Source organism: Marinomonas profundimaris (assembly GCF_000508165.1).
In the GTDB taxonomy this organism is placed as follows: domain Bacteria; phylum Pseudomonadota; class Gammaproteobacteria; order Pseudomonadales; family Marinomonadaceae; genus Marinomonas; species Marinomonas profundimaris.
On sequence record NZ_AYOZ01000006.1, the window covers coordinates 70116 to 94658 of the forward strand.

A 24543-nucleotide genomic window follows, 5' to 3' on the forward strand; every position below is an offset into this window, starting at 1 on the left:
AAATAGGCTCTTATTTATGAAGAGCCTATTTTTATTTGAACGAATTTGCCGTGATTAAATAGTGTTCACACAAGGCTGCCCACTGTGCTCTGTTACCATCTTCCCTCACATTGGTTTTCTTTAATGATATTTTTTGGGAGCCTATAATGGGGGTGGGTTTTAAAGGAGGATTAGTTGACCTTCTTACTTCTGTTCCATTGAGAAATGACATCATTTTGAACCAAAGGTCATCTGCTTTCGGTGTGAGTTTTAGAAATATCTCTTTATTGATTGTATCTGAATGCAGTGTTTTCTCAGGGTATAATACGCCGCCATAGCCAATGGGGAGTAATTTTGGGTTAGAAATCCCCTTGTCTTTTACTGTTTTCCACATTTTATAAGGCTGAAGCTCCCCGTCTTCATTGTAAGATATCATTCTGCATTCATTTGCAATGATGCTTTTTGGGAAGCGGAGGTGATCATCATATAAAGATTTTAGCCAGTTGGATGGGTAGATTAGGTCATCATCGCATGTCACTAGGGGTTTTTCAGGGAAACTTGTCAGTGAATAGATAAGCTTTCGATGTGAGCAGGTGAGTTCTTCATATTCGATTTTAAAAATCTCACCTTGAAGGTCACTTAATTTTTTAGGGATGTGATTCTCTAACGCTCTGTTAAGCCAAAGGATTATTTTTTCTGGCTTGTGAGATTGATTTAAAATACTTCTGATAGTCAAATCTATTTTTTCAAGTCGAGAGGGAATAGAAGTTAGTGTGACTATGAGAGGTATTTGATTCTCGCCTTTCGCGTTTAACCCATCAAGTGGAAGTTGTTTCAACTTGTAGGCCGTTTTGAGTGCCGGGATGTATTCTTTTAATTTCACAAGGACTCTCTCTTAGTATTGGTTTGTGCTATCCCAACTCTTGCCTTTATCACCTTGTTTTGCTTCGTGTCTTTTCTTATAGATCTGCTGTTTTCAAGCATTTCTGGCGTGATGTAACCGCGTTTGTGATCTAAATGCACGCAGACTGCTGAGTACCTGATTCGCTTAGCTTTTAGGCCATAATTCACAAGACGATCACCAAATTCACAGTCTTGACCGCCATATTGCATAGTTTCTTCAAAGCCATTGACCGCTAAGATATGTTCTTTATAGCAAGAGGCGCTGTGGCCGTTCCAGGTTGGTCGAGCAGGACTAATTTTGTTTAAAAACGCGGCCCAAGATCCAGAGGCCGTGAGCTTCATTGTCTTGTGGGTCTTTTTTAATCCTTTACTTATTAGCCAGTCCACATCAAATGCATTTTGGTTGATAACATCATCTCGTGTGATGTCTTGGCTAATATTCATAGGTAACTTGAAGTAACCGCCAGATAAATAAGTATTTGGCTCGGAGTGCTTTAAATGTTGCGCCACAAAATCTTTTCTTGGAATGCAGTCACCGTCCGTAAAAATAAGGTATTCACCTTCGGATGCAAGAATTGCCTTGTTTAAAATGCGGCATTTCTGAAAACCGTCATCTTCTTGCCAAACGTGCTTGATAGGGATGTTGGTTTCCCCTTTCATCTTTTCGATCAATTCGCGAGTTTCTTCTCGTGAACCATCATCAGCTATGATTATTTCAAAATCCTTGGCGGTTTGTTCAAAAAATCCCCATAGGACTTTTTCTAACCAAGCGGGCGAATTATAGGTTGTAAAGACAATGCTTGTTTTCATCGGTTTGCCTAATCTTGTGTTTTGGTCTTACGGTTATGCACTGCAAACTGCAGTGTTGATAATGATTTTTAATCGCGATATTTGTCTATATTTTTTGACCATCTTAACACCTCTGTAAGACCGAGAAAAATATGATAACTACTTGTGCCTGGAAGGGGGTAGTTTTTTGCCGAGTTATCTTCATTCAAGTATTCATTCCAGCAACCTTCATCTAAAAGGTAATGTTCCTGCATGAAACGAAGTGCTTTTTCTAAGCGGTCTATTTTTTCTTCTCTTCCAATTGGCATCACAGTGATGGCTTTCAGGTATTCTGTTATCGGCCAAATGCGCTTTTCTTTATCTATAGGTCGATATGTATCGCCGTCTATTTGATTGTAAATACCACCCTTTTCTGAAAAACCGTAGCGGGTTGCTGTGCGCCATAATTGCTGAGCCAAATCTGTGTAGTCTGGGTTAGGTTGTATTTTATTGGCTTGATAGAGTAACCACACCCATTCAAAATGGTGCCCAGGTTCTATTTGATGACCTGTTGCTGGATCTAGGTGCCAATCTTGTGTGAAAAACTCTCTTAATGTTTTGGTTTTTTTGTCGTAAAAATATTCAAGAGAAAGAGACAAGAGCGACGCAATGATTTTTTTATAGTCTTCATCCTGAGTGGCTTCAAAGGCGGCAATGTAGCCTTCGAGCAAGTGCATGTGAGGATTTTGTCGCCGAGTCTGGTGGGTATCAATAGGGTAGGATTCGTAGAAGCCACCGGATTTTGCTTGCATTTTATCTAGTAAAAATAGGTGGGTTTTTTTCATATAATGCAATGCACGGTCGTCTTTTGTTGCTCTGTAGTAATGGCTAAAAGCAAGTAAGACAAAAGCAAGTGTATATGCATCCGATTGAGTGTCTTTTATGGTCAGATCGTCGTTCAGGGAAAAAAACCAGCGATCTTCAAAATAATAGTTTGTCGTAATAAAGTCGAAGAGCGGCCTTAACAGAGCATGCCATTCGTCTGAATTTTGCACCTGGTCGGCATGACTAAAAGTATAGAGCTGACGGCATTGAGTTAACAGTCGAAGTCGTCCAACAGGATTCTCCACCCATTCATGTGTCATGCTTTCATAACTGTAGCCGTACTCTTTATTGATGCCATGAAGTGCCCAATTCTTAAGAAGTTGCTCATAGACAAAAGATTGGCAGGTAGAAAGTATTGACTTCAACATGAGGTAAATAGCCTTATTTCATGTGATATTGGGTATGTCCAACTTGATAGGGGAGTATGATAAGATGGCGGCTTTCAAAAATCGATTATTATGTGGCTATGAACTCTTCATATTTGAATTTTAATGATAAACATATTCTCGTTGTAGGGGATGTGATGCTGGATCGCTATTGGCATGGCGGCACTTCTCGTATTTCTCCAGAAGCGCCTGTTCAAGTAGTGAAAGTGTCTAATATAGAAGATCGTCCAGGTGGTGCTGCCAATGTGGCTTTGGGATTAGCAAAGCTAGGTGTGCCTGTGACGCTCATTGGCGTGGTCGGTGATGATGATAATGCCACTGCGTTAGAGCGTAGTCTTGAAGGTTCTGGTGTGGCTTGTCGTTTTGTTCGTTCTGAGTCGCTACCCACTATTACTAAGTTGCGCGTAATGAGTCGTCATCAACAGCTCATTCGCTTGGATTTTGAAGAGCAAGAGTACAGCTTAACTCAAAATGAAGCGGTTGCTGACATGGTGAAGGAATCTCTTCCTCATTCAAATGCCGTTATATTTTCCGATTATCGAAAAGGCTGCCTTGCTGATGTTCAGTCTTTAATAAAACTCTCGAACGAGGCGAATGTTCCTAGTTTCGTTGATCCTAAAGGCGATGACTTTTCTATTTATCAAGGGGCGACACTGGTAAAGCCTAATTTCGTTGAGTTTGAGACTATTGTTGGTAAATGTGCTTCTGATACTGAAATCCAAACTAAAGGTGAGCAGCTTAGAGAAAAATTTGGTTGGGATGCTTTACTTGTTACTCGCGGTGAAGATGGTTTGGTTCTTTTCGAAAATCATAAGACACCTTTCGCATTAGCAACATCAGCCAAAGAAGTGTACGACGTCACTGGTGCTGGAGATACGGTTATCGCTGTGCTTACCGCTGTTTTTATTACCAGTAAGCGATTCACTGATGCAGTTGAATATGCAAATCAGGCGGCCGGTTTTGTGGTTGGAAAGCTAGGAACCGCTTCAATTACCGCTGATCAGTTGGCGGCCATTATGTATCAGCGTTCTCATTCTACAAATTTTGGTGTGTTATCTCCTTCAGATTTATTGGAGCAAATTAAACTTGCTCAAGTGAATGGCGAAAAAGTCGTCTTTACTAATGGCTGTTTTGATATTCTTCATCCTGGTCATATTGCTTATATGAAACAGGCTAAAGGACTAGGAGATCGACTCATTGTAGCGGTGAATACAGATGCATCTGTAAAACGCCTCAAAGGGGATAAGCGCCCGATTAATAATCTTGTACATCGTATGGCTGTATTAGAGGGGGTCGGCGCAATTGATTGGGTGACGTGGTTTGATGAAGATACGCCAAAAGAAATAATAGAATGGTTATCACCAGATGTTTTGGTTAAAGGAGGTGATTACACCATTGATACTATTGTGGGAGCGGATCATGTGCTTGCTCATGGTGGCGAAGTGAAAGTGCTGTCTTTTGTCGATGGTTATTCGACAACTTCTATTATCGAAAAAGCGAATTTGTAAATGTCAGATAAAGAAAGGTCAGAGATGGAAGTGGATACTAAAAAGATTCCCGTTTCAGGTATGAAAACATACTTGCGCTTACTCAGCTATGTTCGATCGTCGTGGGGGTATTTGATACTAAGCGTATTTGGCTATGTTCTTTATGCTGCAATGGAGCCCGCTTTAGCGGCATTGCTGAAGCATATGGTAGATGTGGTTTCTGAAGGAAAAATCACAGAAAGTCGTTTGCTTATACCGGGTGCAATATTAGGAATATTTATAGTACGGGGGATAGGGACGTTTCTTGGTGGTTACTTTATGGCCCAAGTAGCAAATAGTGTTGTGTTTGATTTGCGCACTAACATGTTTAATAAATTAGTCCTTTTGCCATCTAGCTATTACCACTCCATTCCCACTGGGCGCTTATTGGCTAAGCTGACTTATGATACGGAGCAAGTCATTGGTTCCATTACTCAAGCTATACGAGTTGTATTACGAGAAGGCCTGACGGTTGTTGGCTTATTTGGGTATATGATCTACATGAACTGGCGTTTAACGTTACTTTTTTTACTGGTTGTCCCTCTTATTGGTTTGGTCGTGTCTTATGCGTCTAAACGTTTTCGTAAGTTAAGTACTCGAATTCAAAATGCGATGGGCGGTGTGACCGATGTTGCGTCAGAAGCCATCAAAGGTCACGAGGTGGTCAAAATATTTGGTGGTAGCGAATATGAAATAGAGCGTTTTCGACAAGCGGCCAGTGAAAATAAACGTTCACAATTAAAAATGGAAAAAACGAAATCGTTAAACGTCCCAATTGTGCAGTTTATTCTTGCGTCTGCGATGGCTATTTTGATTTGGTTTGCTTTAAGTCCATCGATCAGTTCAAACATGACTCCTGGCGATTTTATTGCTTTCATTACCGCAGCTGGCATGTTGGGAAAACCAATTCGACAACTGACTGATGTGAACAGTGTATTGCAAAAAGGGATTGCCGCGTCTCATAGCATTTTCGAATTTCTTGATATGGAAGAAGAAGTTGATAAAGGTGCCGTTTCTGTTGATCGATTAAAAGGCGAGATCGAATGGCGTGCTATGTCATTTAAGTATCCCGGCGCAGATAAATCCGCTTTGAATAGCGTTAACTTGTCTTTGCCCGCTGGAAAAACACTGGCTTTGGTGGGACGGTCTGGTAGTGGCAAGTCAACCATGGCGAACTTGATTCCCCGATTTTATGATTTTGACGAAGGGGAGATTAATATTGATGGTGTGTCGATCAATGACTATAAATTGACAGACTTACGCTCCAATATTGCTTTAGTAAACCAACAGGTTGTGCTTTTTAACGGCACGATTCGTGACAACATTGCTTATGGTTATTTACGTGAGACCGATGATGCTGAGGTGGTCGAAGCCGCAAAAGCGGCAAACGCATGGGACTTTATTCAAGAGCTTGATCAGGGTTTAGATACCATGGTGGGTGAAAATGGTGTGCTTTTATCTGGTGGGCAGCGACAGCGTATCGCCATCGCGAGAGCCATTTTGAAAAATGCGCCGATTTTGATTTTGGATGAAGCAACCTCCGCGCTGGATACTGAGTCCGAAAGAGCCATTCAGCTTGCCTTAGATAGTTTGATGGAAAACCGAACCACCATTGCCATCGCTCATAGATTATCAACGATTGAAAACGCCGACATCATTGCGGTTGTTGATCATGGAGAGATCATTGAGCAAGGTTCTCATAGCGAGTTGTTGGCGATGAATGGCGCGTATGCGCAGCTTCATAATCAACAGTTCAGTGAGATGCCGGTGTAATTATGTGGTTGTACCGAACTCTGTTGGTCTTATTGTCCCCCGTGATTTTATTAAAAATCCGTCGATTCAGTAAAAGCTATAAACACTATCGTGCAAAAGAGGCGCTTGGTTTTTGGCCAAATGTCGAGGCGGATTTGTGGATTCACTGTGCGTCTGTCGGTGAAGTGCTTGCGGTTCGGCCGTTGGTGCTACAGTGGCGAGAAAAATTTCCAACACGTCGCCTTTTGATGACGACTATGACGCCAACAGGTGCGGAGCAAGTAGAGAAAGCTTTTCCTTTTGCAGAACACCGATATTTACCAATGGATTGGCGTTGCGGTGTCAAAAGGGCGTTAGGTAAGCTGACCTGTAAACACTTGCTGGTGGTTGAAACCGAGCTTTGGCCTAATCTATTGCAGTTGGCGAAGCGCCAAGGTTTACGAATCGATGTGGTTAATGCGCGCCTGAGTGCTCGTTCTTTTCAACGTTACCAAAAACTTTCCATTCTTTCTCGCCCATTGTTTCTGCTTCCTGATCGATTTCTAGCGCATGCGCAAGCGGATGCCGAGCGATTCGAAGCGTTGGGTGCGAAAAAAGTGCTGGTCACCGGAAGTATTAAATTTGATCTTGCTGTGCCGCAAGAGGTTTTCCAAAACAATTGGCGCAAGCAGTTAGGTTCGCGTTTCGTCTGGGTGGGTGGCAGCACGCATCAAGGCGAAGATGAGATGCTATTGCGTACACATCAAACATTGTTGAAAAAATACCCAGACGCCTTGTTGATTCTGGTGCCTCGTCATCCTGAACGATTTGACGCAGTGTGTGCTTTGGCAAAACAATCGTTCGATAGAGTGGCCTTGCGTAGCAACACCCCATTAGATGAGTGGTCAAGCTTTGATGTGGTGATTGGCGACTCGATGGGTGAAATGATGAATTATTATCAAGCGTCTGATGTTGCTTTTGTTGGTGGCAGTTTGATCAAACGTGGTGGCCACAATCCTATTGAGCCAGCCTTACTTGGTAAGGCTATTCTAGTCGGGCCTTATACGTTTAATTTTTTAGACATCACAGATCAGTTGCTGCAAGTGAATGGTGCGGTTCGGTGTCAGGATGAAGCTCAATTAGAAGACGTTGTCATGACGCTGGCTGGGCAATCCTCACAACGTTATCGACTGGGGCAAACGGCATTGCGTTTTGCTGAGAAGAACCAAGGCGCGGTAACGCGAGTGCTCTCGGAAATAGACTTCCGTTGAGGGACTCTTTACAATAAGCGCTCATTATCTCATGGGGTGCTTTGGCCTTTTTTTAAAAGACTGGAGCTGAGAAGCGAATTGATCGCTAACCCACCGAACCTGATCCAGATTATGCTGGCGTAGGAATCGAGATAGCAAGTTTCATTACCACAAAACGGTAGCTTGAAACCGTACTTTAAGACAGTACCTTGCCATTTCCCCTGTACGCCGCTCACTTATTGTTAGGAGCGACACCTTGAAAAAACCTTCGACTTTCACTCTATTTAAAGCCTCTCTATTTAAAGCCTCTCTATTTACCTTGAGTGCGAGCTTAATTATGACCTTGTCTCCTGTGGCAAGCGCGAAAGACACGCTAAATGTTTATACCTATGATGCGTTTGCTTCTGATTGGGGGCCGGGGCCAAAAATAAAAGAAAACTTTGAAAAAGAGTGCGACTGCGAGCTAAATTTTGTTGCCTTGGACTCTTCTGTTGGCATCTTGTCGCGCGCGCAATTAGAAGGTAAGTCATCTCAGGCTGATGTGCTTTTAGGACTTGACTTGAATCTAATGGAAGCAGCAAGAAAAAGTGGCTTGCTGGCTGAACATGACGTTAATACGTCAGCAGTAACGATTGCCGGCGGCTGGAAAGATCGCACGTTTGTGCCATTCGATCAGGGTAACTTCGCGTTTATTTATAATGCGGACACGCTTAAAACACCGCCAACGTCTTTGAAAGACGTTATCGACAATCATAACTTACGAGTGATTTATCAAGACCCAAGAACCAGTACACCAGGTTTGGGGATGTTGTTGTGGGTGAAATCTGTGTACGGTAATGACGCCGCAGACGCGTGGAGCCGATTGGCAAGCCATACAGTAACGGTCACAAAAAGCTGGTCAGACGCCTACGGTTTGTTCTTAAAAGGCGAAGCGGATGTGGTATTAAGTTACACCACCTCTCCGGCGTACCATATTGTGGCAGAAGGAGTGAATAAATATAAAGCGGCTCAAGCCAGTGAAGGTCTTTACCCTCAAATTGAAGTGGCAGCCATGATGAAAGATGCGCCTAATCCGGCATTGGCTAAACGCTTTATGCACTTTATTTTAGAACCTGGTTTTCAATCGACAGTCGCGACGGGCAATTGGATGTTACCGGTTATTCCATTGAAAGACGCATTGCCTGCGGCGTTTGATAGTGCATTACAACCGACTAAGGTGTTGACCTTACCAGCGGCGGATGTGGCTAAAAATCGCAAAGCTTGGGTGAACGAGTGGCTAGAGGCCACGACACGATAAGTAGGGTGTATTTGTTTTTTTTTCGTACTGTAAAAAGCTTACTCCCAGCGCTGCTGGGTGTGGGCTTTTTCTTATTAATGGGAGCGGCCAGTTTGGCGGCTCTTTTGCGTTATAGCGACATCAGTGGTTGGGTCGACTATTTCTACGAGCCGTATCTTTGGCGAGTGGTGCGCTTCTCATTATGGCAAGCGTTGCTAAGCAGTGTCATTAGCTTGTTGATTGCCATTCCTGTTGCCTCTTGCCTTATTCATCGCCAGTTCCGTGGTCGAGCTATTTTGTTACAGTTTTTTGCAGTGTCCATGGTGGTGCCCACCATTGTGGCGATTTTGGGCTTGGTCGTAGTGTATGGTCGTAGTGGCTGGTTGAGTCAAATTTTTGGCGTACAAATTCCTTTGTATGGTTTGGTCGGAATCTTATTGGCACATGTGTTTTTTAATATGCCGTTGGCGGTGCGACTTCTATTGCAGGGTTATGGGCTGATTCCTTCTGGTCAATGGCGTCAAGCGTCCCAGTTGGGTTTTTCCCGTTGGACTGCCTTTCGTTTGATTGAATGGCATTATATGAAAAAGGTGCTGCCGGGCGCGTTTGTGCTGATTTTCATGTTGTGTTTTTCGAGCTTTGCGGTGGTGCTTAGTTTAGGGGGTGGGCCAAAATCCAGTACGTTGGAAGTGGCCATTTATCAGGCGCTTCGTTTTGACTTTGACCTTAACAAGGCGAGCTTTTTGTCTTTGTTGCAAGTGAGTATTTGTACGCTGTTTGCGGTGATTGTCTATCGTATTACGCCAGTGAACCGACAGGATGCGAGTTTGTTATCGATACAAAGCTATCCCGTTAGGGATTCTATTTGGTCGAGAGCCGCGGACGGGGCTGCGTTGCTGAGTGTGTTTATTTTGATTGTGCCGCCTTTCTTGGCTATTTTTGATCCGATTTTTTCCGCCACGTTCTTAACGACGTTATTGTCATCGGGTCTTTGGTTGGCGGTCTTTACTTCGTTGAAAATTGCCTTTCCTGCCGCCGTGATCAGTTTGTTGCTAGGTGTCTGTTTTGGCGTGCTTGCGCGTTTTTGTATGGCGCGACAATATTTGTCTTTTTTGCCCAATAAGCTTGAGCATCTCGGAAATATGATTTTACTGGTGCCGGGGTTGGTTATCGCGACAGGGTTGTTTTTATGGTTGCGTGACCTAGGTTGGGGCTTTCAATCCAGCTATTGGATTGTGGTGTGGGTAAATGCCGTGATGGCGCTTCCTTTTGTGCTACGCGCTCTGATGCCTATTTTATATCAACAAGAGCGACGTTATCGTAATTTGTATGTCAGTTTGGGGGTTCGATCTTGGTCGCGGTGGCGTTTAGAATGGCCTTTGATCCGTGCCAGTGTCGCGCAAGCCTTTGGATATGCGCTTTTGCTTTCGCTTGGTGATATGGGGGTGATTGCGTTGTTTGGCAGTCAGGGATTGGTGTCTTTGCCTTTATATCTTTTTCAATTGATTGGCTCGTATCGTTTAGAAGAAGGGGCGAGTGTGGCTGTGGTGCTGATTTCCCTTTGTTTGATTTTGTTTTATGGCGCTTCTCGTTTCATTGGTGGAAAGGCGGTTGGTGGGAAATTGATTGGCGGAAAAATAGTGACTAGAAAAATGGCAGGAGGCAAGCCGCGTGCTAAACATTAATCTTCAATACAATTGGGAAGCCTTTTATGCCGATTATCAGGTAAGTATCTCACCTGGAATGACAACCTTACTTGGGGGAAGCGGTGAGGGTAAAAGTACTTTATTGCATCTCTTGGGTGGTTTTTTAGAAGGGCGAGGTGAGCTGTTTTTTAATGATGGTTCGCTGCTCGCTTTGCCTGCTTATGAGCGACCGATTTCAACCTTGTTTCAGAGTGATAACCTCTTTCCTCAGTTGACGGTTTGGCAAAATGTCGCGATTGGTTTGTCTCCTTCGTTGTCTTTAAGTGTTGAGCAACGAGAAAAAGTTGATTGGGCATTAGAAAAAACGCAGCTTGGTGATAAAAAAACGCGTTTTCCACAGGCTTTGTCTGGTGGTCAGGCTCAGCGAGTGGCGATTGCTCGAGCGCTGGTGCGTAAAAAACCGATTTTGTTATTGGATGAACCGTTTAGTGCATTGGATCCCGCTTTACGGGAGGAAATGTTGTATTTGGTTAATGACGTTACTCAAGAGTTTGGTTTGACGACTTTGTTGGTATCCCATTTGCCTCATGAAGCGAGCCTTGTTGGTGGGCGTGTCATCTTGGTGGAAGGTGGGCGAGTGGTGGCACATGAGCCAGCTTCTGTTTTGGCGCAAGAGAAGCCCCATCCGCTGTTTTCGAATTATCTTGGTATGTCGAGTCGAAGTGTCTAAGGGCTCGACATCGGCGTTTTATTAGGTTAAATATCAGCATCAATATGGACAGTTAAGGCCAGAAAAAATTCGATATGATGGATGATAAGGTACTGATAAAGAAAGGCATTGTGATGACGATTGCTTATGCATTCGTTATGTCGGTTACCGCATTGGCGGCGAAACAAGCTCAGACCATGATTGCGGTGTCGACGTTGGTTTTCTGGCAAAGTCTATTTTGCGTTTTGGTCTTGTTACCGCAAATGCGCGGCCGTTGGCAAAAACGGCCTTTTTCAGTTTGGAAAATTCATTTTTTACGCAGTTTTGGTGGTTTTGTTGGCTTTTTGTTTTATTACTGGGCGCTGAATCACATTCCTTTAGTGGAAGCGTCTTTGTTGCGTACTTGCGCGCCGCTTTGTGTGCCTTTTGTTGTTCTAGTATTGCATGGCATTCGGATTCCGAGAGCGCGCTGGCTGCCTTTGGTTGTTGGCTTTATTGGTGTCGCTTTCATTATTCAGCCAACGCCAAGTCATTTGAATCCTTGGCATTTGGTCGGTTTTGTATCCGCTATCGGCTTGGCGCTTTCTATGGTGACGACGCGAATGTTGTCTCATCAGGTGTCGGGGCAAGAGACCTTATTCGTGTATTTTTTGGTGTCGACCCTGTTGTCGCTTCCTCTGGTGTTCATCCAAGGGGATTCCTTATTGTTGCCGACTGAGGTTTGGCCGCTTGTTGCTGTGGTGTCGATTACGCTTTACGTTGGTATGTATCTTTATAACAAGGCGTATACCTACGCGCCGGCGAGTATTGTGTCGCCAGTCAGTTATGTAGGGGTTGTATTCAGTGGTTTCTGGGGGCTGGTGGTTTGGGGTCATGTGCCAGATATTTTCGCCATCCTAGGGATGTTGTTTATCTTTTCAAGCATCTTGATCAGCACTCGAATGGCGAAAAAACTCGGCTAATTACTAGGGTTAAGTTTCTTGTTTAATAAAGTAGCGACAAAAATTCCTGAAAAAATCAACGCGATACCAACATAGTGGAAACTGAACAAAGTTTCCCCTAAAAAGAGCACGGACAATCCGATACTGAATACGGGAAGAAGGTGAATGAAATGCCCCGCTGTCGCCGCGCCGAGTTTTTGAATGCCTATATTCCAGCATAAGAAAGCACCGACCGATGCAAAGACGCCCATGTAAAGAATGGTTCCCCAATTTCCTACTGTAAAACTACTGAGTTGGCTGTGTCCAAAAAGGAAAAATAGCGGGGCTTGAAACAAGGTGCCAATTAAAGCAGTGCAGGCAAAGAACCCGATTAATGACATTTCTTTTGGGCGTCTGGCTATCATGACAGAATAAATAGCCCAGCTCACTGCCGCCGCGATAATCCATAGATCCCCTTGTGAAATGCTGAGGTGCAATAGTGTGTCCAGACTGCCACGACTCACGATGGCGATCGCGCCCACCGTCGAAATGAGTATGCCTGTATTCTGTAGCCAAGATGTTTTATTACCAAGCAATAATCGTGCGGTGATCAGGATCATCACAGGCATGATTGAATTGAGTAATACGGCGTTGGTTACCGTGGTCGATGTGAGTCCTATGTACAAAAAGAGGTTGTAGTTACAAATACCTAGCCAGCCAAAAAGAACGAGTAACGGCCAATTTTTAGCGATAATTTTTCGTTCTCGCCACAGTTTTTTATACGCGAAAGGTAAAATAATGAGGCAGGCAAGGCTCCAGCGTAAGAAAGAAATGGAGAATGGGTCGATGCCCTCGGTAACTGTTAGGCGCCCTAGGGTGTAATTGCCTGACCAAAATAAAATGGGAAGCAGTAGATAGATAAACGCTGGCATTTTTAGTCCTTATTATAATTATTGTTTATTTCTTTTTGCCCAGTTTTGGATAAATAGGCCGACAAGAATACAGCCTAAGCCAACCAATGTAGACGTTAAAATAGGCTCGCCTGCAAACTGAGATAGCCACACAATGGATAATAGCGGCGCAAGAAATATTAAATTAGCAATGCGGCTTGCGTGTGATGTTAGCTTTAGAGCTTTATTCCATAAGACGAAGCTAAGGCCCATTTCAAACAAGCCGATGTAAACGGCGCCCCATAACCCCCCCGTATTCCAATGACTCAATTCGCCTGTTATGCCAGCAAACAAAAAAATAAGCGGCAAGGAAAATGCAAAATTGAGTGTGAGCCCTATCAAACTGGGGCGTGTGTCTTTCGTGTTCATAAGCCAATAGAAGGCCCAGATAATGGTACTGAACAATGCGAACGCGACACCTGTTATGTTTGTAAACGCCAGCGTGTCAATTTGCCCTCGAGTAGAAATGTAGAGTACGCCAAAGTAGCACGCGCCAGCAGCAATATAATCTGCCATCTTTAGGCGTTGTTTTAGAAGAGGCACCGCCATGAAACTCAGCATGATCGCCCATGTGTAGTTTATGGCCTGAGCCTCTTGTGCGGGCAGCAATTTATAGGCTTGCAGCAGTATTAAGTAATATAAAAAAGGATTGATTGTGCCAAAAAAAAGAGACGCTTTCCAAGACTGCTTTGCGTATGAAAAGAAGAGTTTAAGCTCTCCTTTCATGGTAAGAAGGGCGATGAGAAAAATCAAAGATACTATATTTGCGATAAGAAGAAGCTGGGTCGGAGATAAGTACTTCAGAGAAATTGAAAATGCGGTCGCAACCGTGGACCAAAGTAATACGGCACCCAGACCGAAGATGATCGCTTGATTGTCCTTTGAAAAGTTGTTCATGGCATCCTATTCCGTGGCGTCAAAGTCCGCTTAGCGGATGTGTGTTTTGTGGATCGCATCAAAAAGAAAAAATAACACCTGCTAATACTGATGTGATTGAATCATCTTCAACAATAGGGCTTTTTAAAACCGCGCTGTCGTATTTTGTGTGATTGATTCCTAGCATGACTTTGACGCTTTGCGTTAATGGATAAATGCCTCTAATGCCATAGCTAGTATGAGAAACGGACGGGGAATCATAGGCCGTAATGCCCCCGCTTGTTTTGGTCGACTCACTTTGGGAGACACCAAACAGATGATTGCTCATTTTACTGTCTATATATCGATAACTAATGGATGGAATAATCCTCCAGGCCGCCAGTTGAATTGGGTATCCTGCTGAAATTTGAGCGTAAAAGCCATCATGCTGGCCACTAATGTCTTGCGCCAATTTGGTTGTAATTGGGCCCAATCGATAGCTTGCGAAGGCCATGACGCTGGCATCTCTGTCGTCGAGTAGTCTCACGTTAGCGTCATCAGAGTTATCTGGATCAAATTTCGATCCTTCATAAGAGAGCCCAACAGCAAAGCTTTGTAGCGGGGTTTTAGGTAATAATTGATAGCCTATTTCAGGTAGGCGAAAATAGAAGCGTTCTCCAGTATAAGAAATATTTGGCAGAGCGAGTGAACGAGCATCAGTGTCTTTGTAGATGGATTCGGATAGAACGCCTATGACGCCTAGGCTGCCGCCAGCCTGAGCAGAAAAAGAGGTAAACAAAAGCAGTGCCAGAAAAGCTTTCTTCATGATGCCAATACTCATAAATATAGTAGAATTCACATGATTCTATTGTCTTCAACCTTGCCTGTAAAACATTCATATTAAATATGAATGTTTTGTACGAATAGCGAGCTTCGGTTATATCGATGTAGCGCATTAAGCCTTCTCACAATGAAAGCTTTTCCTATCGGCGTTTGAATTCGTTTACTTATTGTCCATAAGTGCTATATAATGCGCGTCCCTGTAAATCAATACTCCTTGTCTCAAGGCTTTATAACAGGGGAAGCGTGGAGACTAGAACCCATAAGGAGAGCTTAAATGCGTCATTATGAAATCGTTTTTCTGGTTCACCCAGATCAAAGTGAACAAGTACCAGCAATGGTTGAGCGTTACACTAACTTAATCACTGAAGATGGTGGCCAAGTACACCGTCTAGAAGATTGGGGCCGTCGTCAACTAGCTTACCCAATCAACAAAATTCACAAAGCACATTACGTTCTTATGAACGTTGAGTGTTCTGAAGGTGTTTTGTCTGAATTGAACGACACTTTCCGCTACAACGATGCCATCATCCGTAACTTGGTGATTCGTCGTAAAGGCGCGGTAACTGACGTTTCTCCTATTAAAGCTTCTGAAGGTCGTGAAGATCGTCGTTCTGCTCCTCAACGTGAAGAGCGTAGCAACGATAATACTGACGAAGTAGCTGAAGAATCTGAAGATTAATCAATATTTTTTATTAGGAGACACTCATGGCTCGTTTTTTCCGTCGTCGTAAGTTCTGCCGTTTCACTGCAGAAGGCGTTAAAGAGATCGATTACAAAGATCTAGACACACTGAAAGGTTATGTTACTGAAACTGGTAAAATCGTACCTAGCCGTATTACTGGCACAAAGGCACGTTACCAGCGTCAATTAGCGACTGCTATCAAACGCGCTCGCTATATTGCTTTGCTTCCTTACACTGATAGCCATTTTAATTAATAGGCTTAAAGAAGCGCTTTTATGAGTGGTTTAGCTAAATGGGTAATGAAAAAACGTTTGAATGCCATTATCGGCGTGATGGCGTTTGGTTTGATACCGATGATGTTTTGGCTGGCGGCCGCTATCTTAGGATTGGTGGTTCTTCGAAAAGGTGTAAAAGAAGGAATATCTGTATTAGTTTGGGGTTGCCTGCCAGCACTTGTGCTATGGGTACTTCAAGGTGATGCAACGGCACTTATGGTGTTTGTTGATGTGATGTTGTTGGGCTATTTACTTAGATCAACCATGTCATGGAGTTGGGTGCTATTAGCTGGCAGTATTCTGGCTGTTATTAGTACGCTGCTTCAACCGCTTTTAATGACCGATGTTTTGAACTTGGCTGTTGCTTTGGTTCAGAAAGTGTTGGTTTCTGAGGGTGTTGAAGCTCCTGATAAAAATTTAATTTTTAGCCAGGCGGTGGTGGCTGTGTCCATCTTCCAAGTGGTAATCGCTGTTGTTTCATTGTTTTTGGCAAGAAAATGGCAGGCAGGGCTCTATAATCCAGGCGGTTTGCGTACTGAGTTTCATCAGTTGAGATTGCCTGTGGCAATCAGCTTAGCATTAGGTGGAATGATTTTAATAGGTGAGAGCTTAGGCGGATCCTTTATTGTTTTATCTCAAGCGGCTATACCTGCTTTAGTGTTGCCGGGGCTTGCCCTAGTACATGGTGTTTTAGCAAAAAAAGAAATTGGGGTTGTTGGACTGATCGCATTTTATCTTGTGGGATTTTTTGTTCTAAATGTCTATTTTGCAAACGTTTTGGTCGCACTTTGTGTGATTGATAGTTTTGTGAATATTCGTTCTAGAATCCAGGGTAAAGCGTCCAACTCAAGTGATAGCTAATGATTAATTAGAGGTGATCGAGATGGAAGTTATTCTACTCGACAAAGTAAACAAGCTAGGCGGTATTGGTGACGTTGCAGTCGTTAAACCTGGTTATGCTCGTAACTTTTTGATTCCGAACAAAAAAGCTGTAATGGCTACTAAAGCTAACTTGGCTAGCTTTGAAGAGCGTCGTGTTGAACTTGAAGCGAAAGCAGCTGAGCGTAAAGCAGAAGCAGAAACTCGTGCTCAAACACTAGAAGGCAAAACTTTCACTATCGCTGCAAATGCTGGTGATGAAGGTAAGCTTTTCGGTTCAATCGGTACTCGTGATATCGCTGAAGCTATCTCTACGCAAGTAGCGGTAGAAAAAGCTGAAGTCCGTCTTCCTGAAGGCGCGATTCGTCACACTGGTTCTTTCGAAGTAGACATTCAACTTCATTCTGAAGTGATTGTTACTGTTACTTTGGCGGTAATCGCAGAGTAATTTGTTTTACAAATTACTTGTTTAAAAAAGGGCATCTTGTTTATTGCAAGATGCCCTTTTTTTATGGGCGTGATAAGCTGATCTTTCTCTATTTTTTCCGTTTTTGTGTAGGTGTTTTGCGTGCAACTAAATGATTCTGAAGTCGCTTCTATTAAATTACCCCCTTATTCTATTGAGGCTGAGCGGTCTGTTGTTGGTGGCTTGATGCTTGATCCAGATGCCTGGGAAAAAGTGTCGGAGTTGGTTATAGCGGACGATTTTTATCGCCCAGAGCATAAGCTTATTTTCACAGTCATTGCGCGTCTTGCGGATGAGTCTGAACCTATCGATGTGGTTACTATTGGTGAGCGTCTAGATAAGCGTGGTGATTTAGAATCCATTGGTGGTATGGCGTATCTAATCGAGGTCGCGGAGGCCACGCCAAGCTCGTCTAACATTGCCTCTTATGCTGATATCGTGCGCGAGCGATCCATTCTGCGTCGATTGATTTCCACCACCAACGATATTTCTGCGCGCGCTTTTCATCCAGAAGGTATGACAGCGGCAGAAGTGCTGGATGAAGCCGAAAGGAAAATTTTTCAGATTGCCGAAGGTGGTGAGAAGAAAGGCGGCCCAAGAATTGTGGCTGATATCCTGAGCGCCACAGTGGATAAAATTGATGAGCTTTATCATCAAGAGGGTGCCATTACAGGCTTGAGTACAGGGTTTACGGATTTGGATGAGATGACGGCAGGCATGCAAAAGTCGGATCTCATTATTGTTGCAGGTCGTCCCTCTATGGGTAAAACGACGTTTGCAATGAACTTGGTTGAAAATGCCACCATGATCACCGATAAGCCTGTCATTGTATTCAGTTTGGAGATGCCTTCTGAGCAGTTAATGATGCGTATGCTTTCATCACTTGGTCGAATTGACCAAACTCGAATGCGTTCCGGTCAATTGGTGCAGGAGGACTGGGATAAGTTAATGTCTGCCGTGAAAATGCTAAAAGATCGAAAACTGTTTATTGATGATACGGCAGGTATTAGTCCTACAGAAATGCGCTCTCGTGTGCGTCGTATCGCACGTGAGCATGGCGATGGTGGTGTGGCAATGATCATGATCGATTACCTTCAGCTCATGCAAATTCCTGGCTATACCGAAGGCCGTACCAATGAAATTTCTGAGATCTCTCGCTCACTCAAGGCCATTGCTAAAGAGATGGAGTGTCCGGTTGTTGCCTTATCTCAGCTTAACCGTAGTTTGGAGAACCGTCCGAATAAACGTCCAGTAAACTCGGATTTGCGTGAGTCTGGTGCAATCGAGCAAGACGCGGATGTGATCTCTTTTGTTTATCGTGATGAGGTTTATCACGAAGACACGCCTCATAAAGGGATTGCTGAAATTATTATCGGTAAGCAGCGTAACGGTCCAATAGGGACGTGTCGATTGGCCTTTGTGGGTAAATATACGCGTTTTGAAGACTTAGCACCGGATGCTTATCGAGATTTTGATGACGAATAAGGTCTATATGTTGTATTTTGTATTACTTACAAATAATGACAAATAGCGAAAACCGTTATAAAAATAACTAATATGGAATTGAGATTTATCTATGCGCAAAATGCCAGTAACAAATAAAGAAAATGACTTTCCCGAAAGTTCTACTTTGGTTTCTAGCACGGATGTAAAAGGGCGTATTACGTTTGTTAATGATGCTTTTTGTGATGTGGCGGGTTATGGGCGAGACGTGCTGATTGGCGCTCCGCATAATCTTATTCGCCATCCCGATGTGCCTTCTGCTGTGTTTGCTGATATGTGGGCAAACCTTAAGCAGGGTAATAGCTGGATGGGGTTAGTGAAAAACCGTTGTGAAAATGGTGATCATTATTGGGTGAGTGCGCATGTTAGTCCATTGTTGGATGGGCGTCAGGTGGTTGGTTATGAGTCGGTTCGACGCAAGGCTACCCGTGACGAGATTCAACATGCTCAGTCCGTTTATGATCGTATTAATTCAGGTAAGGCGTTGGTGCCATCATTAACTAAAACGTCAGCGTATTTAGATAACGCGGCTTGGCCTTTGATGGCGTGTTTTGTCTTATTGGCCTTGGTTGGGTTGTTGTCAGACGTGATGGCGTTGCAAATTGCTGGACCTGTTTTGGCTGTGTTAGGTGCTTGGTTGAATTATCGCCAATGCCGATCGTTGAAGTCAGTCGTTTCAGGTTTATCGCCTGAAGCTAAAAATCCGATTGGACAGTATCTGTATTGCAAGACAATAGGTTCTAAGGCCGCCATTAAATTTGCTAAGATTCATCAAGAAGCCGCAGGTAATACATTCCGGTACCGTCTAAAAGAAGGTGCGCAGCAGCTTCAGCATAGAGCCTCCGAAGCAAAAGCAAGTGTATCAACGAACCTTGCAAACTTTAATAAACAACGAAATACATTCCAGGAAGTTGTTGCGGCGAGCTCTCAGTTACTTTCTAGTGTGACGCTCGTGGCGGACAATGTTCATGTGGCCGTTGAGGCAACGGAATCGGTTGGTGCTCTGTCTCGTGAAAGTCGCGTATTGTCTCAACAAACTGGCGAAACGATGCGTCAAGTTTATCAGGATATATCGGATGCAAAAAAAGTGGTCGATATTTTGGCTGAGCGCAGTGACAGCATTAATAGTGTGGTTAATTCCATCAGTGACATTGCTGAGCAGACGAATTTACTTGCCTTAAATGCCGCGATTGAATCTGCCCGTGCTGGTGAGGCAGGGAGAGGTTTTGCGGTGGTTGCGGATGAGGTGCGAGCGCTAGCAATACGTACACAGAATGCGACGCAAAGCATTAATGACATGACAGAAGAGTTAAAGAAAAATACTGCAGATGTGTCGAATACGATCGATAAAGGAACGGCTGTGGCGCAAGAAGGTGTTGATAGCGTGAATAAAGTCGCTCAAAAAATGGGTGATATCGAAGCGGCTATCAAGCAAATCGTCGAAATGACCGCGCAAATTAATGTGTCTTCAGAAGAACAGGCGAGCGTTGCGCGTGATCTTAATGAGAAGATGCGAGAAGTGGATGCACTTAGCATTAATAGTATCGAGCGTGCTGAAAATATCGTGATCAACATCAGTCATATCGAAGAAGAGGCGTATGAACAGGGTAATCTTGCTGAGCGTATGAAGCAGTAAATTAGGCTTGTTTTGGTGTGTTTTTAAAAACCTTTGAGAGTGCTCTCAAAGGTTTTTTTTTGTTTAGGCTTAATGGCGCTCTTCGCTGATGATGTGGTAAATGGCATTGGCAAGCGTTTGGATTTGCGCTTGGCTAATTATATATGGAGGCATTAGATAAATGAGTTTTCCGAATGGGCGAACCCAGACACCAAGTTCAACGAATTTAGGTTGAATATCGTGTAGATTAACGGCATTTTTTAATTCGACAACGCCTATGCCGCCAAGGCAGCGTATTTCTTTTACTTGCTCAAGTTGGGTGCACGGTATAAGAGCGTCTTTCATCCAACGTTCTAGTTGAGTGATTTTTTCAGGAATGTCGTACTCACCAAGTAGTGATAGGCTGGCGTTTGCGGCGGCGCAGGCAAGAGGGTTTCCCATGAACGTAGGGCCGTGCATAAAGACGCCGTCGTTGGCGCTGATTCCAAGTGCGACTTTATCGGTTGTTAATGTTGCGGCCAGCGTCATATAACCCCCTGTTAACGCTTTGCCGACACACATAATGTCTGGACAGATATTGGTGTGATTTGTCGCGAACATTTTTCCGGTTCGCCCAAAGCCTGTGGCGATTTCATCGAAAATTAAAAGTATATCGAATTCATCGCAAAGCGCTCTGATTTGGTTGAGGTATTCAGGATTATAGAAGCGCATGCCTCCGGCGTTTTGTACAACGGGTTCTATGATAAAGCCGGCAATCTGTTGGTGGTTTGCTTTGAAGGTTTTTCGTATTTCGTCTAAATATTCTGTCTTCACCGGTTGGTGAATACCAGTGGGTGGCGGCGAGACAAAAAACTGCTGGGTCAATGTGGCGTTGAATAAATTGTGCATACCATTTTCAGGATCGCACACAGACATGGCTGCGAATGTGTCGCCGTGATAGCCGCTTTTTGGTGTGACAAAAAACTGCTTATTAGGTTTGCCTTGAGTGTTCCAATATTGAATGGCCATTTTCAATGCCACTTCAACGGAAACAGAACCAGAGTCGGAGAAGAAAACACGTTGCAGTTCAGCCGGTGTAATAGCGATTAATTTTTCTGCGAGCTCAATGGCGGGTTTGTGAGTTAGACCACCAAACATGACGTGGGAAAATTGAGACAGTTGTTGCTGAATAGCGGCGTTTATTCGTGGATGATTGTAGCCATGAATCACACTCCACCATGAAGACATTCCATCAATCAGTGTGCGTCCGTCGCTTAAGGTTATTTCGCAGCCCGAAGCTTTCTCGACAAGAAAATGTGGGCTGGGGTTGCTCATGGAGGTGTAAGGGTGCCAAAGCAGTTGTTTGTCTAATTCTAGGTATTCTTGTGAAGTTTTCATGACGTTGACCATTGTTTTGTTGCGAGCATACTAACGAAAGGTCTGTGTGATGGCTAGATGGGGGTTGTCCTTCTCTGGTGTTCTGGCGATAACCCATATGTCGACACGTTCAGCTCCCGCGTTTAATAAAAGCTTGGTGCAGGTTTCGATCGTGCTTCCCGTGGTCATTACATCATCGAGCAGGGCGACGTGCTTGGCTGTTGAGTTGTCTACTGTGTAGTTATTTTTAGGGTTTTTAAGGCGTTCCTTTCGGCTTAATGAATGCTGCGTTTGGGCGTTTTTGACTTTCTTTATGGGGTTGTTTTTTGTGTAGATCGGGCACTTCTTACCAATTTTTTGTTGTAAATGACGGATCAAATGCGAAGACAGTGTTTTTGTTTGGCAAAATCCGCGCTCTTTGATTCGGCTAGGGTGGCTGGGAACATAAAGTAATTGTTCTGGCCAGCTGTCCTGTTCATAGGCGTGAATGAGTTTCTCACTTAGTAGGTGTGTGAGTGGGCGAATGTAGTGATTGCCCTGATTGAATTTAATGCTATGGATAAGGGTTTTTATGATGCCTTCGAATCGATAGGGTGCGATGCAAGTTTGATAGGCTGGTGGGGATGTTTGGCATTGTCCGCAAAGAATACTGGTTGTTAGTAGTGGAAGTTTACAGTGATGGCAGCTATTTGTATTGGTTGGTAGGCCTTCTTGGCAGTAGGAGCAAAGTGCGTTTCTGCTTTTGGCACGGCATAAATAGCATCGACTTAAAAATAACCTGTTGTAAACCTCGGTTATTTTTGTGGTTGACAGTTTTTTCCAGTCCATTAGTATTGCTCCATTGAATTTCTTTGATCGAGGATACCATGTCTTTTAGCACGCTTGTAAACACGCCTTCCGCACTAACGAATGAGCCACGTTTTGACTGGACTCACGCTGAAGTGAAGGCACTTTTTGACCTTCCATTTATGGATTTGATGTTTCGCGCACAGACGGTTCATAGAGACAATTTTACGCCAAATGAAGTTCAGGTAAGTACGCTTTTATCGATCAAAACTGGGGCTTGCCCTGAAGATTGCAAGTATTGTCCGCAAAGTGGCCATTACAATACTGAGCTTGAAAAAGAAAAATTGATGGAAGTAAAAAAAGTGTTGGAAGAAGCGGCGTTGGCCAAAGAAAAAGGCGCCAGCCGTTTTTGTATGGGGGCGGCTTGGAAGCACCCTTCAGAGAAAGATTTCCCTTATGTACTAGAGATGATCAAAGGTGTTAAGTCTTTGGGTTTAGAGTCCTGTGTTACCTTGGGGACATTAAATGATGATCAAGCGGCGCGCTTGTCCGATGCTGGTCTTGATTATTACAATCATAACTTGGATACCTCTGCCGAATATTACGACAGCATTATTACAACTCGCACCTACCAAGACCGTTTGGATACCTTGTCTCGCGTGCGCGACTCTGGGATTAAGCTTTGTTGCGGTGGCATTATGGGGATGGGCGAAGAACAAAAAGACCGAGTAGGTTTATTGCGTCAGCTTTCTTTGATGGAACCTCACCCAGAAAGTGTGCCAATTAATATGTTGGTCAAAGTTGAAGGAACGCCGCTGGAAAATGTTGACGATCTTGATACGTTTGAATTTATTCGCACCATCGCGGTTGCTAGAATTATTATGCCAACGTCTCATGTTCGTTTATCGGCGGGTCGTCATGGCATGAATGAACAGACTCAAGCCTTGTGTTTTATGGCGGGCGCGAACTCTATTTTCTACGGTGAAAAACTGCTTACAACGGGTAACCCTGAAGCCGATAAAGACATGGCGTTGTTCGCTAATTTGGGTATTAACCCTGAGAAACGTGAAGAACATTCTGATGAAGCGGTTGCCGAAGCTATTGCAGCACAAGCGGTTAAGCAAGAAGAAGCAAAACTGTTTTATGAAGCCAGTGCCTAAATCGCCGAATTGGATGCTGTCTGCGCTCGAAGAGCGTAAACAGCAAGATTTGATGCGCCAAACGGTGACTTTAGATAGTCCTCAAATTCCGCACACTAACATTAATGCTCAGGGCTATACCGCTTTTTGTTCTAACGATTACCTCGGTTTGGCCAATCACCCTAAGTTGATTAAAGCGATGCACGATACTGCTCAGCAGTATGGTGTTGGTGGTGGTTCTTCGCATTTGGTTTGTGGTCATCTTTCTCCTCATCAACAATTAGAAGAAGCCCTTGCGGACTGGCTCGGCTACGAACGAGTTATGTTGTTCAGTACGGGTTATATGGCAAATCTTGGGGTGATTTCTGCATTAGCAGGAAAGCATCGTCCTGTGGTGCAAGATAAGCTGAATCACGCTTCTTTGATTGATGGTGCATTATTAGCCCAGGCGCCACTGCGTCGCTATTTGCATGGCAATGTGCAAAGTGCCGAAAAATTACTCGTTCGATCCACTATTCCAGGGTTGCTCATCACCGATGGCGTTTTTAGTATGGATGGCGATGTTGCGCCATTGGCTGAACTCTCTAAACTGGCTATTGAGCACGATTGGATGTTTATGGTCGATGACGCTCATGGCTTAGGTTGTCTCGGTGAAGAGGGAAAAGGCTGCTTGTCTTTGGCTGGTTTGGATGCGGCAACATTACCTATATTAGTCGGTACTTTTGGGAAGGCCTTTGGTACGGCGGGCGCTTTTGTGGCAACGTCCCATGATTATGCCGATTATTTAACGCAATTTGCTCGACCGTATATTTACACTACCGCAATGTCTCCCGCGATGGCGGGAGCAACCTTGGCGTCGCTGCGAATGATTCAGTCCGCTGAAGGTCAAGAAAGGCGTGAGCGATTGGCGCAGCATATTGTGTACTTTCGACAGCGGATACAATCTTTACCGGTCACTTTAATGGAATCAGATACCGCTATTCAGCCAATTATTGTTGGTGACAGCAAGGCAGCGCTGAGGATTAGTGAGCAGCTCAAATTATTGGGTGTTTGGTGTACGGCGATTCGTCCGCCGACAGTGCCAATCGGCAGTTCGCGTTTAAGAATCACCCTAAGCGCGTCCCACTCTAAGGCAGATTTAGTGTTACTATGCGATTCACTTGAACACGTTTTAACAGCGAATTTTTAAACGCAAAACGTTTAAATCCAAAGTAA

At 44.0% G+C, this 24543-nt stretch carries 23 protein-coding genes and 1 riboswitch; of the genes, 15 read left to right on the forward strand and 8 right to left on the reverse strand.

The features are described 5' to 3' along the window. Nucleotides 1-31 precede the first annotated feature (31 nt). The 3 genes from D104_RS24040 to D104_RS24050 all read right to left on the reverse strand — a co-directional run bounded on the left by D104_RS24040 (nt 32) and on the right by D104_RS24050 (nt 2903). Nucleotides 32-862, reverse strand: coding sequence for a hypothetical protein (locus D104_RS24040; protein WP_024023203.1), 831 nt, complete (start codon nt 860-862; stop codon nt 32-34). Next, entirely contained in the window at nt 859-1692 is an 834-nt protein-coding gene (locus tag D104_RS24045) for a glycosyltransferase family 2 protein (protein ID WP_024023204.1), read from the reverse strand. Before D104_RS24045 ends, D104_RS24040 begins: the two co-directional genes overlap by 4 nt. 68 nt (nt 1693-1760) lie before the next feature. Next, entirely contained in the window at nt 1761-2903 is a 1143-nt protein-coding gene (locus D104_RS24050; RefSeq protein WP_024023205.1) for an AGE family epimerase/isomerase, read from the reverse strand. 98 nt (nt 2904-3001) lie between these two features. Here D104_RS24050 and hldE point away from each other — a divergent pair, with 98 nt between their 5' ends. From hldE to D104_RS24080, 7 genes are all read left to right on the forward strand, one after another. Continuing rightward, on the forward strand, nt 3002-4429 hold the full coding sequence (hldE, locus tag D104_RS0118690; RefSeq protein WP_031214560.1) for a bifunctional D-glycero-beta-D-manno-heptose-7-phosphate kinase/D-glycero-beta-D-manno-heptose 1-phosphate adenylyltransferase HldE: 1428 nt from the start codon (nt 3002-3004) through the stop codon (nt 4427-4429). Then, nucleotides 4430-6220, forward strand: a complete 1791-nt coding sequence (msbA, locus tag D104_RS24055; protein ID WP_024023240.1) for a lipid A export permease/ATP-binding protein MsbA — start codon at nt 4430-4432, stop codon at nt 6218-6220. Between the two features lie 2 nt (nt 6221-6222). Then, on the forward strand, nt 6223-7449 hold the full coding sequence (locus tag D104_RS24060) for a 3-deoxy-D-manno-octulosonic acid transferase (RefSeq protein WP_024023206.1): 1227 nt from the start codon (nt 6223-6225) through the stop codon (nt 7447-7449). Between the two features lie 22 nt (nt 7450-7471). Then, nucleotides 7472-7593, forward strand: a riboswitch (TPP riboswitch). A gap of 91 nt (nt 7594-7684) precedes the next feature. Further along, nucleotides 7685-8725: a thiamine ABC transporter substrate binding subunit gene (gene thiB, locus D104_RS24065; RefSeq protein WP_024023207.1), complete on the forward strand. Its 1041-nt coding sequence runs from the start codon at nt 7685-7687 to the stop codon at nt 8723-8725. Then, on the forward strand, nt 8701-10389 hold the full coding sequence (gene thiP, locus D104_RS24070) for a thiamine/thiamine pyrophosphate ABC transporter permease (RefSeq protein ID WP_235075894.1): 1689 nt from the start codon (nt 8701-8703) through the stop codon (nt 10387-10389). Before thiB ends, thiP begins: the two co-directional genes overlap by 25 nt. Then, nucleotides 10376-11080 carry a thiamine ABC transporter ATP-binding protein gene (locus tag D104_RS24075; RefSeq protein WP_024023209.1) on the forward strand — a complete coding sequence of 235 codons (705 nt, stop codon included), beginning with the start codon at nt 10376-10378 and terminating at the stop codon, nt 11078-11080. The genes thiP and D104_RS24075 overlap by 14 nt, the downstream gene beginning before the upstream one ends. Nucleotides 11081-11154: 74 nt before the next feature. Continuing rightward, nucleotides 11155-12021 carry a DMT family transporter gene (locus tag D104_RS24080; protein WP_031214569.1) on the forward strand — a complete coding sequence of 289 codons (867 nt, stop codon included), beginning with the start codon at nt 11155-11157 and terminating at the stop codon, nt 12019-12021. Here the strand turns inward: D104_RS24080 and D104_RS24085 are convergent. The 3 genes from D104_RS24085 to D104_RS24095 are packed head-to-tail and all read right to left on the reverse strand — an operon-like array spanning nt 12018 to nt 14610. Further along, the gene (locus D104_RS24085; RefSeq protein WP_024023211.1) at nt 12018-12911 is read right to left on the reverse strand and encodes a DMT family transporter; all 894 of its coding nucleotides are present in this window, start codon (nt 12909-12911) and stop codon (nt 12018-12020) included. The genes D104_RS24080 and D104_RS24085 overlap by 4 nt on opposite strands. A gap of 18 nt (nt 12912-12929) precedes the next feature. Continuing rightward, nucleotides 12930-13826 carry a DMT family transporter gene (locus tag D104_RS24090; protein WP_024023212.1) on the reverse strand — a complete coding sequence of 299 codons (897 nt, stop codon included), beginning with the start codon at nt 13824-13826 and terminating at the stop codon, nt 12930-12932. Between the two features lie 58 nt (nt 13827-13884). After that, entirely contained in the window at nt 13885-14610 is a 726-nt protein-coding gene (locus D104_RS24095) for a MipA/OmpV family protein (RefSeq protein ID WP_235075895.1), read from the reverse strand. Nucleotides 14611-14901: 291 nt separating this feature from the next. Between D104_RS24095 and rpsF the strand changes: the two genes are divergently transcribed. The 6 genes from rpsF (at nt 14902) to D104_RS24125 (ending at nt 20068) form a co-directional block, all read left to right on the forward strand. Further along, entirely contained in the window at nt 14902-15306 is a 405-nt protein-coding gene (rpsF, locus tag D104_RS24100) for a 30S ribosomal protein S6 (RefSeq protein ID WP_024023214.1), read from the forward strand. Between the two features lie 26 nt (nt 15307-15332). Then, the gene (gene rpsR / locus D104_RS24105; protein WP_024023215.1) at nt 15333-15563 is read left to right on the forward strand and encodes a 30S ribosomal protein S18; all 231 of its coding nucleotides are present in this window, start codon (nt 15333-15335) and stop codon (nt 15561-15563) included. Nucleotides 15564-15608: 45 nt separating this feature from the next. Then, nucleotides 15609-16445, forward strand: coding sequence for a hypothetical protein (locus tag D104_RS24110; RefSeq protein ID WP_235075896.1), 837 nt, complete (start codon nt 15609-15611; stop codon nt 16443-16445). A 22-nt stretch (nt 16446-16467) separates the two neighbouring features. Then, a complete protein-coding gene (rplI, locus tag D104_RS24115) occupies nt 16468-16911 on the forward strand; it encodes a 50S ribosomal protein L9 (protein WP_024023217.1) in 444 nt (147 codons plus the stop codon). Between the two features lie 120 nt (nt 16912-17031). After that, nucleotides 17032-18414: a replicative DNA helicase gene (gene dnaB, locus D104_RS24120; protein WP_024023218.1), complete on the forward strand. Its 1383-nt coding sequence runs from the start codon at nt 17032-17034 to the stop codon at nt 18412-18414. Nucleotides 18415-18514: 100 nt separating this feature from the next. After that, nucleotides 18515-20068 carry a methyl-accepting chemotaxis protein gene (locus tag D104_RS24125; protein WP_235075897.1) on the forward strand — a complete coding sequence of 518 codons (1554 nt, stop codon included), beginning with the start codon at nt 18515-18517 and terminating at the stop codon, nt 20066-20068. 69 nt (nt 20069-20137) lie between these two features. Here the strand turns inward: D104_RS24125 and bioA are convergent, their stop codons facing one another. Further along, entirely contained in the window at nt 20138-21424 is a 1287-nt protein-coding gene (bioA, locus tag D104_RS24130) for an adenosylmethionine--8-amino-7-oxononanoate transaminase (RefSeq protein WP_024023220.1), read from the reverse strand. A gap of 30 nt (nt 21425-21454) precedes the next feature. Then, complete coding sequence (locus D104_RS24135) at nt 21455-22231, reverse strand: ComF family protein (protein ID WP_024023221.1); 777 nt, start codon at nt 22229-22231, stop codon at nt 21455-21457. A gap of 38 nt (nt 22232-22269) precedes the next feature. Between D104_RS24135 and bioB the strand changes: the two genes are divergently transcribed. Further along, nucleotides 22270-23349 carry a biotin synthase BioB gene (gene bioB, locus D104_RS24140; protein WP_024023222.1) on the forward strand — a complete coding sequence of 360 codons (1080 nt, stop codon included), beginning with the start codon at nt 22270-22272 and terminating at the stop codon, nt 23347-23349. Next, nucleotides 23333-24517, forward strand: a complete 1185-nt coding sequence (bioF, locus tag D104_RS24145; protein WP_024023223.1) for an 8-amino-7-oxononanoate synthase — start codon at nt 23333-23335, stop codon at nt 24515-24517. The genes bioB and bioF overlap by 17 nt, the downstream gene beginning before the upstream one ends. The last annotated feature ends 26 nt before the right edge of the window (nt 24518-24543 follow it).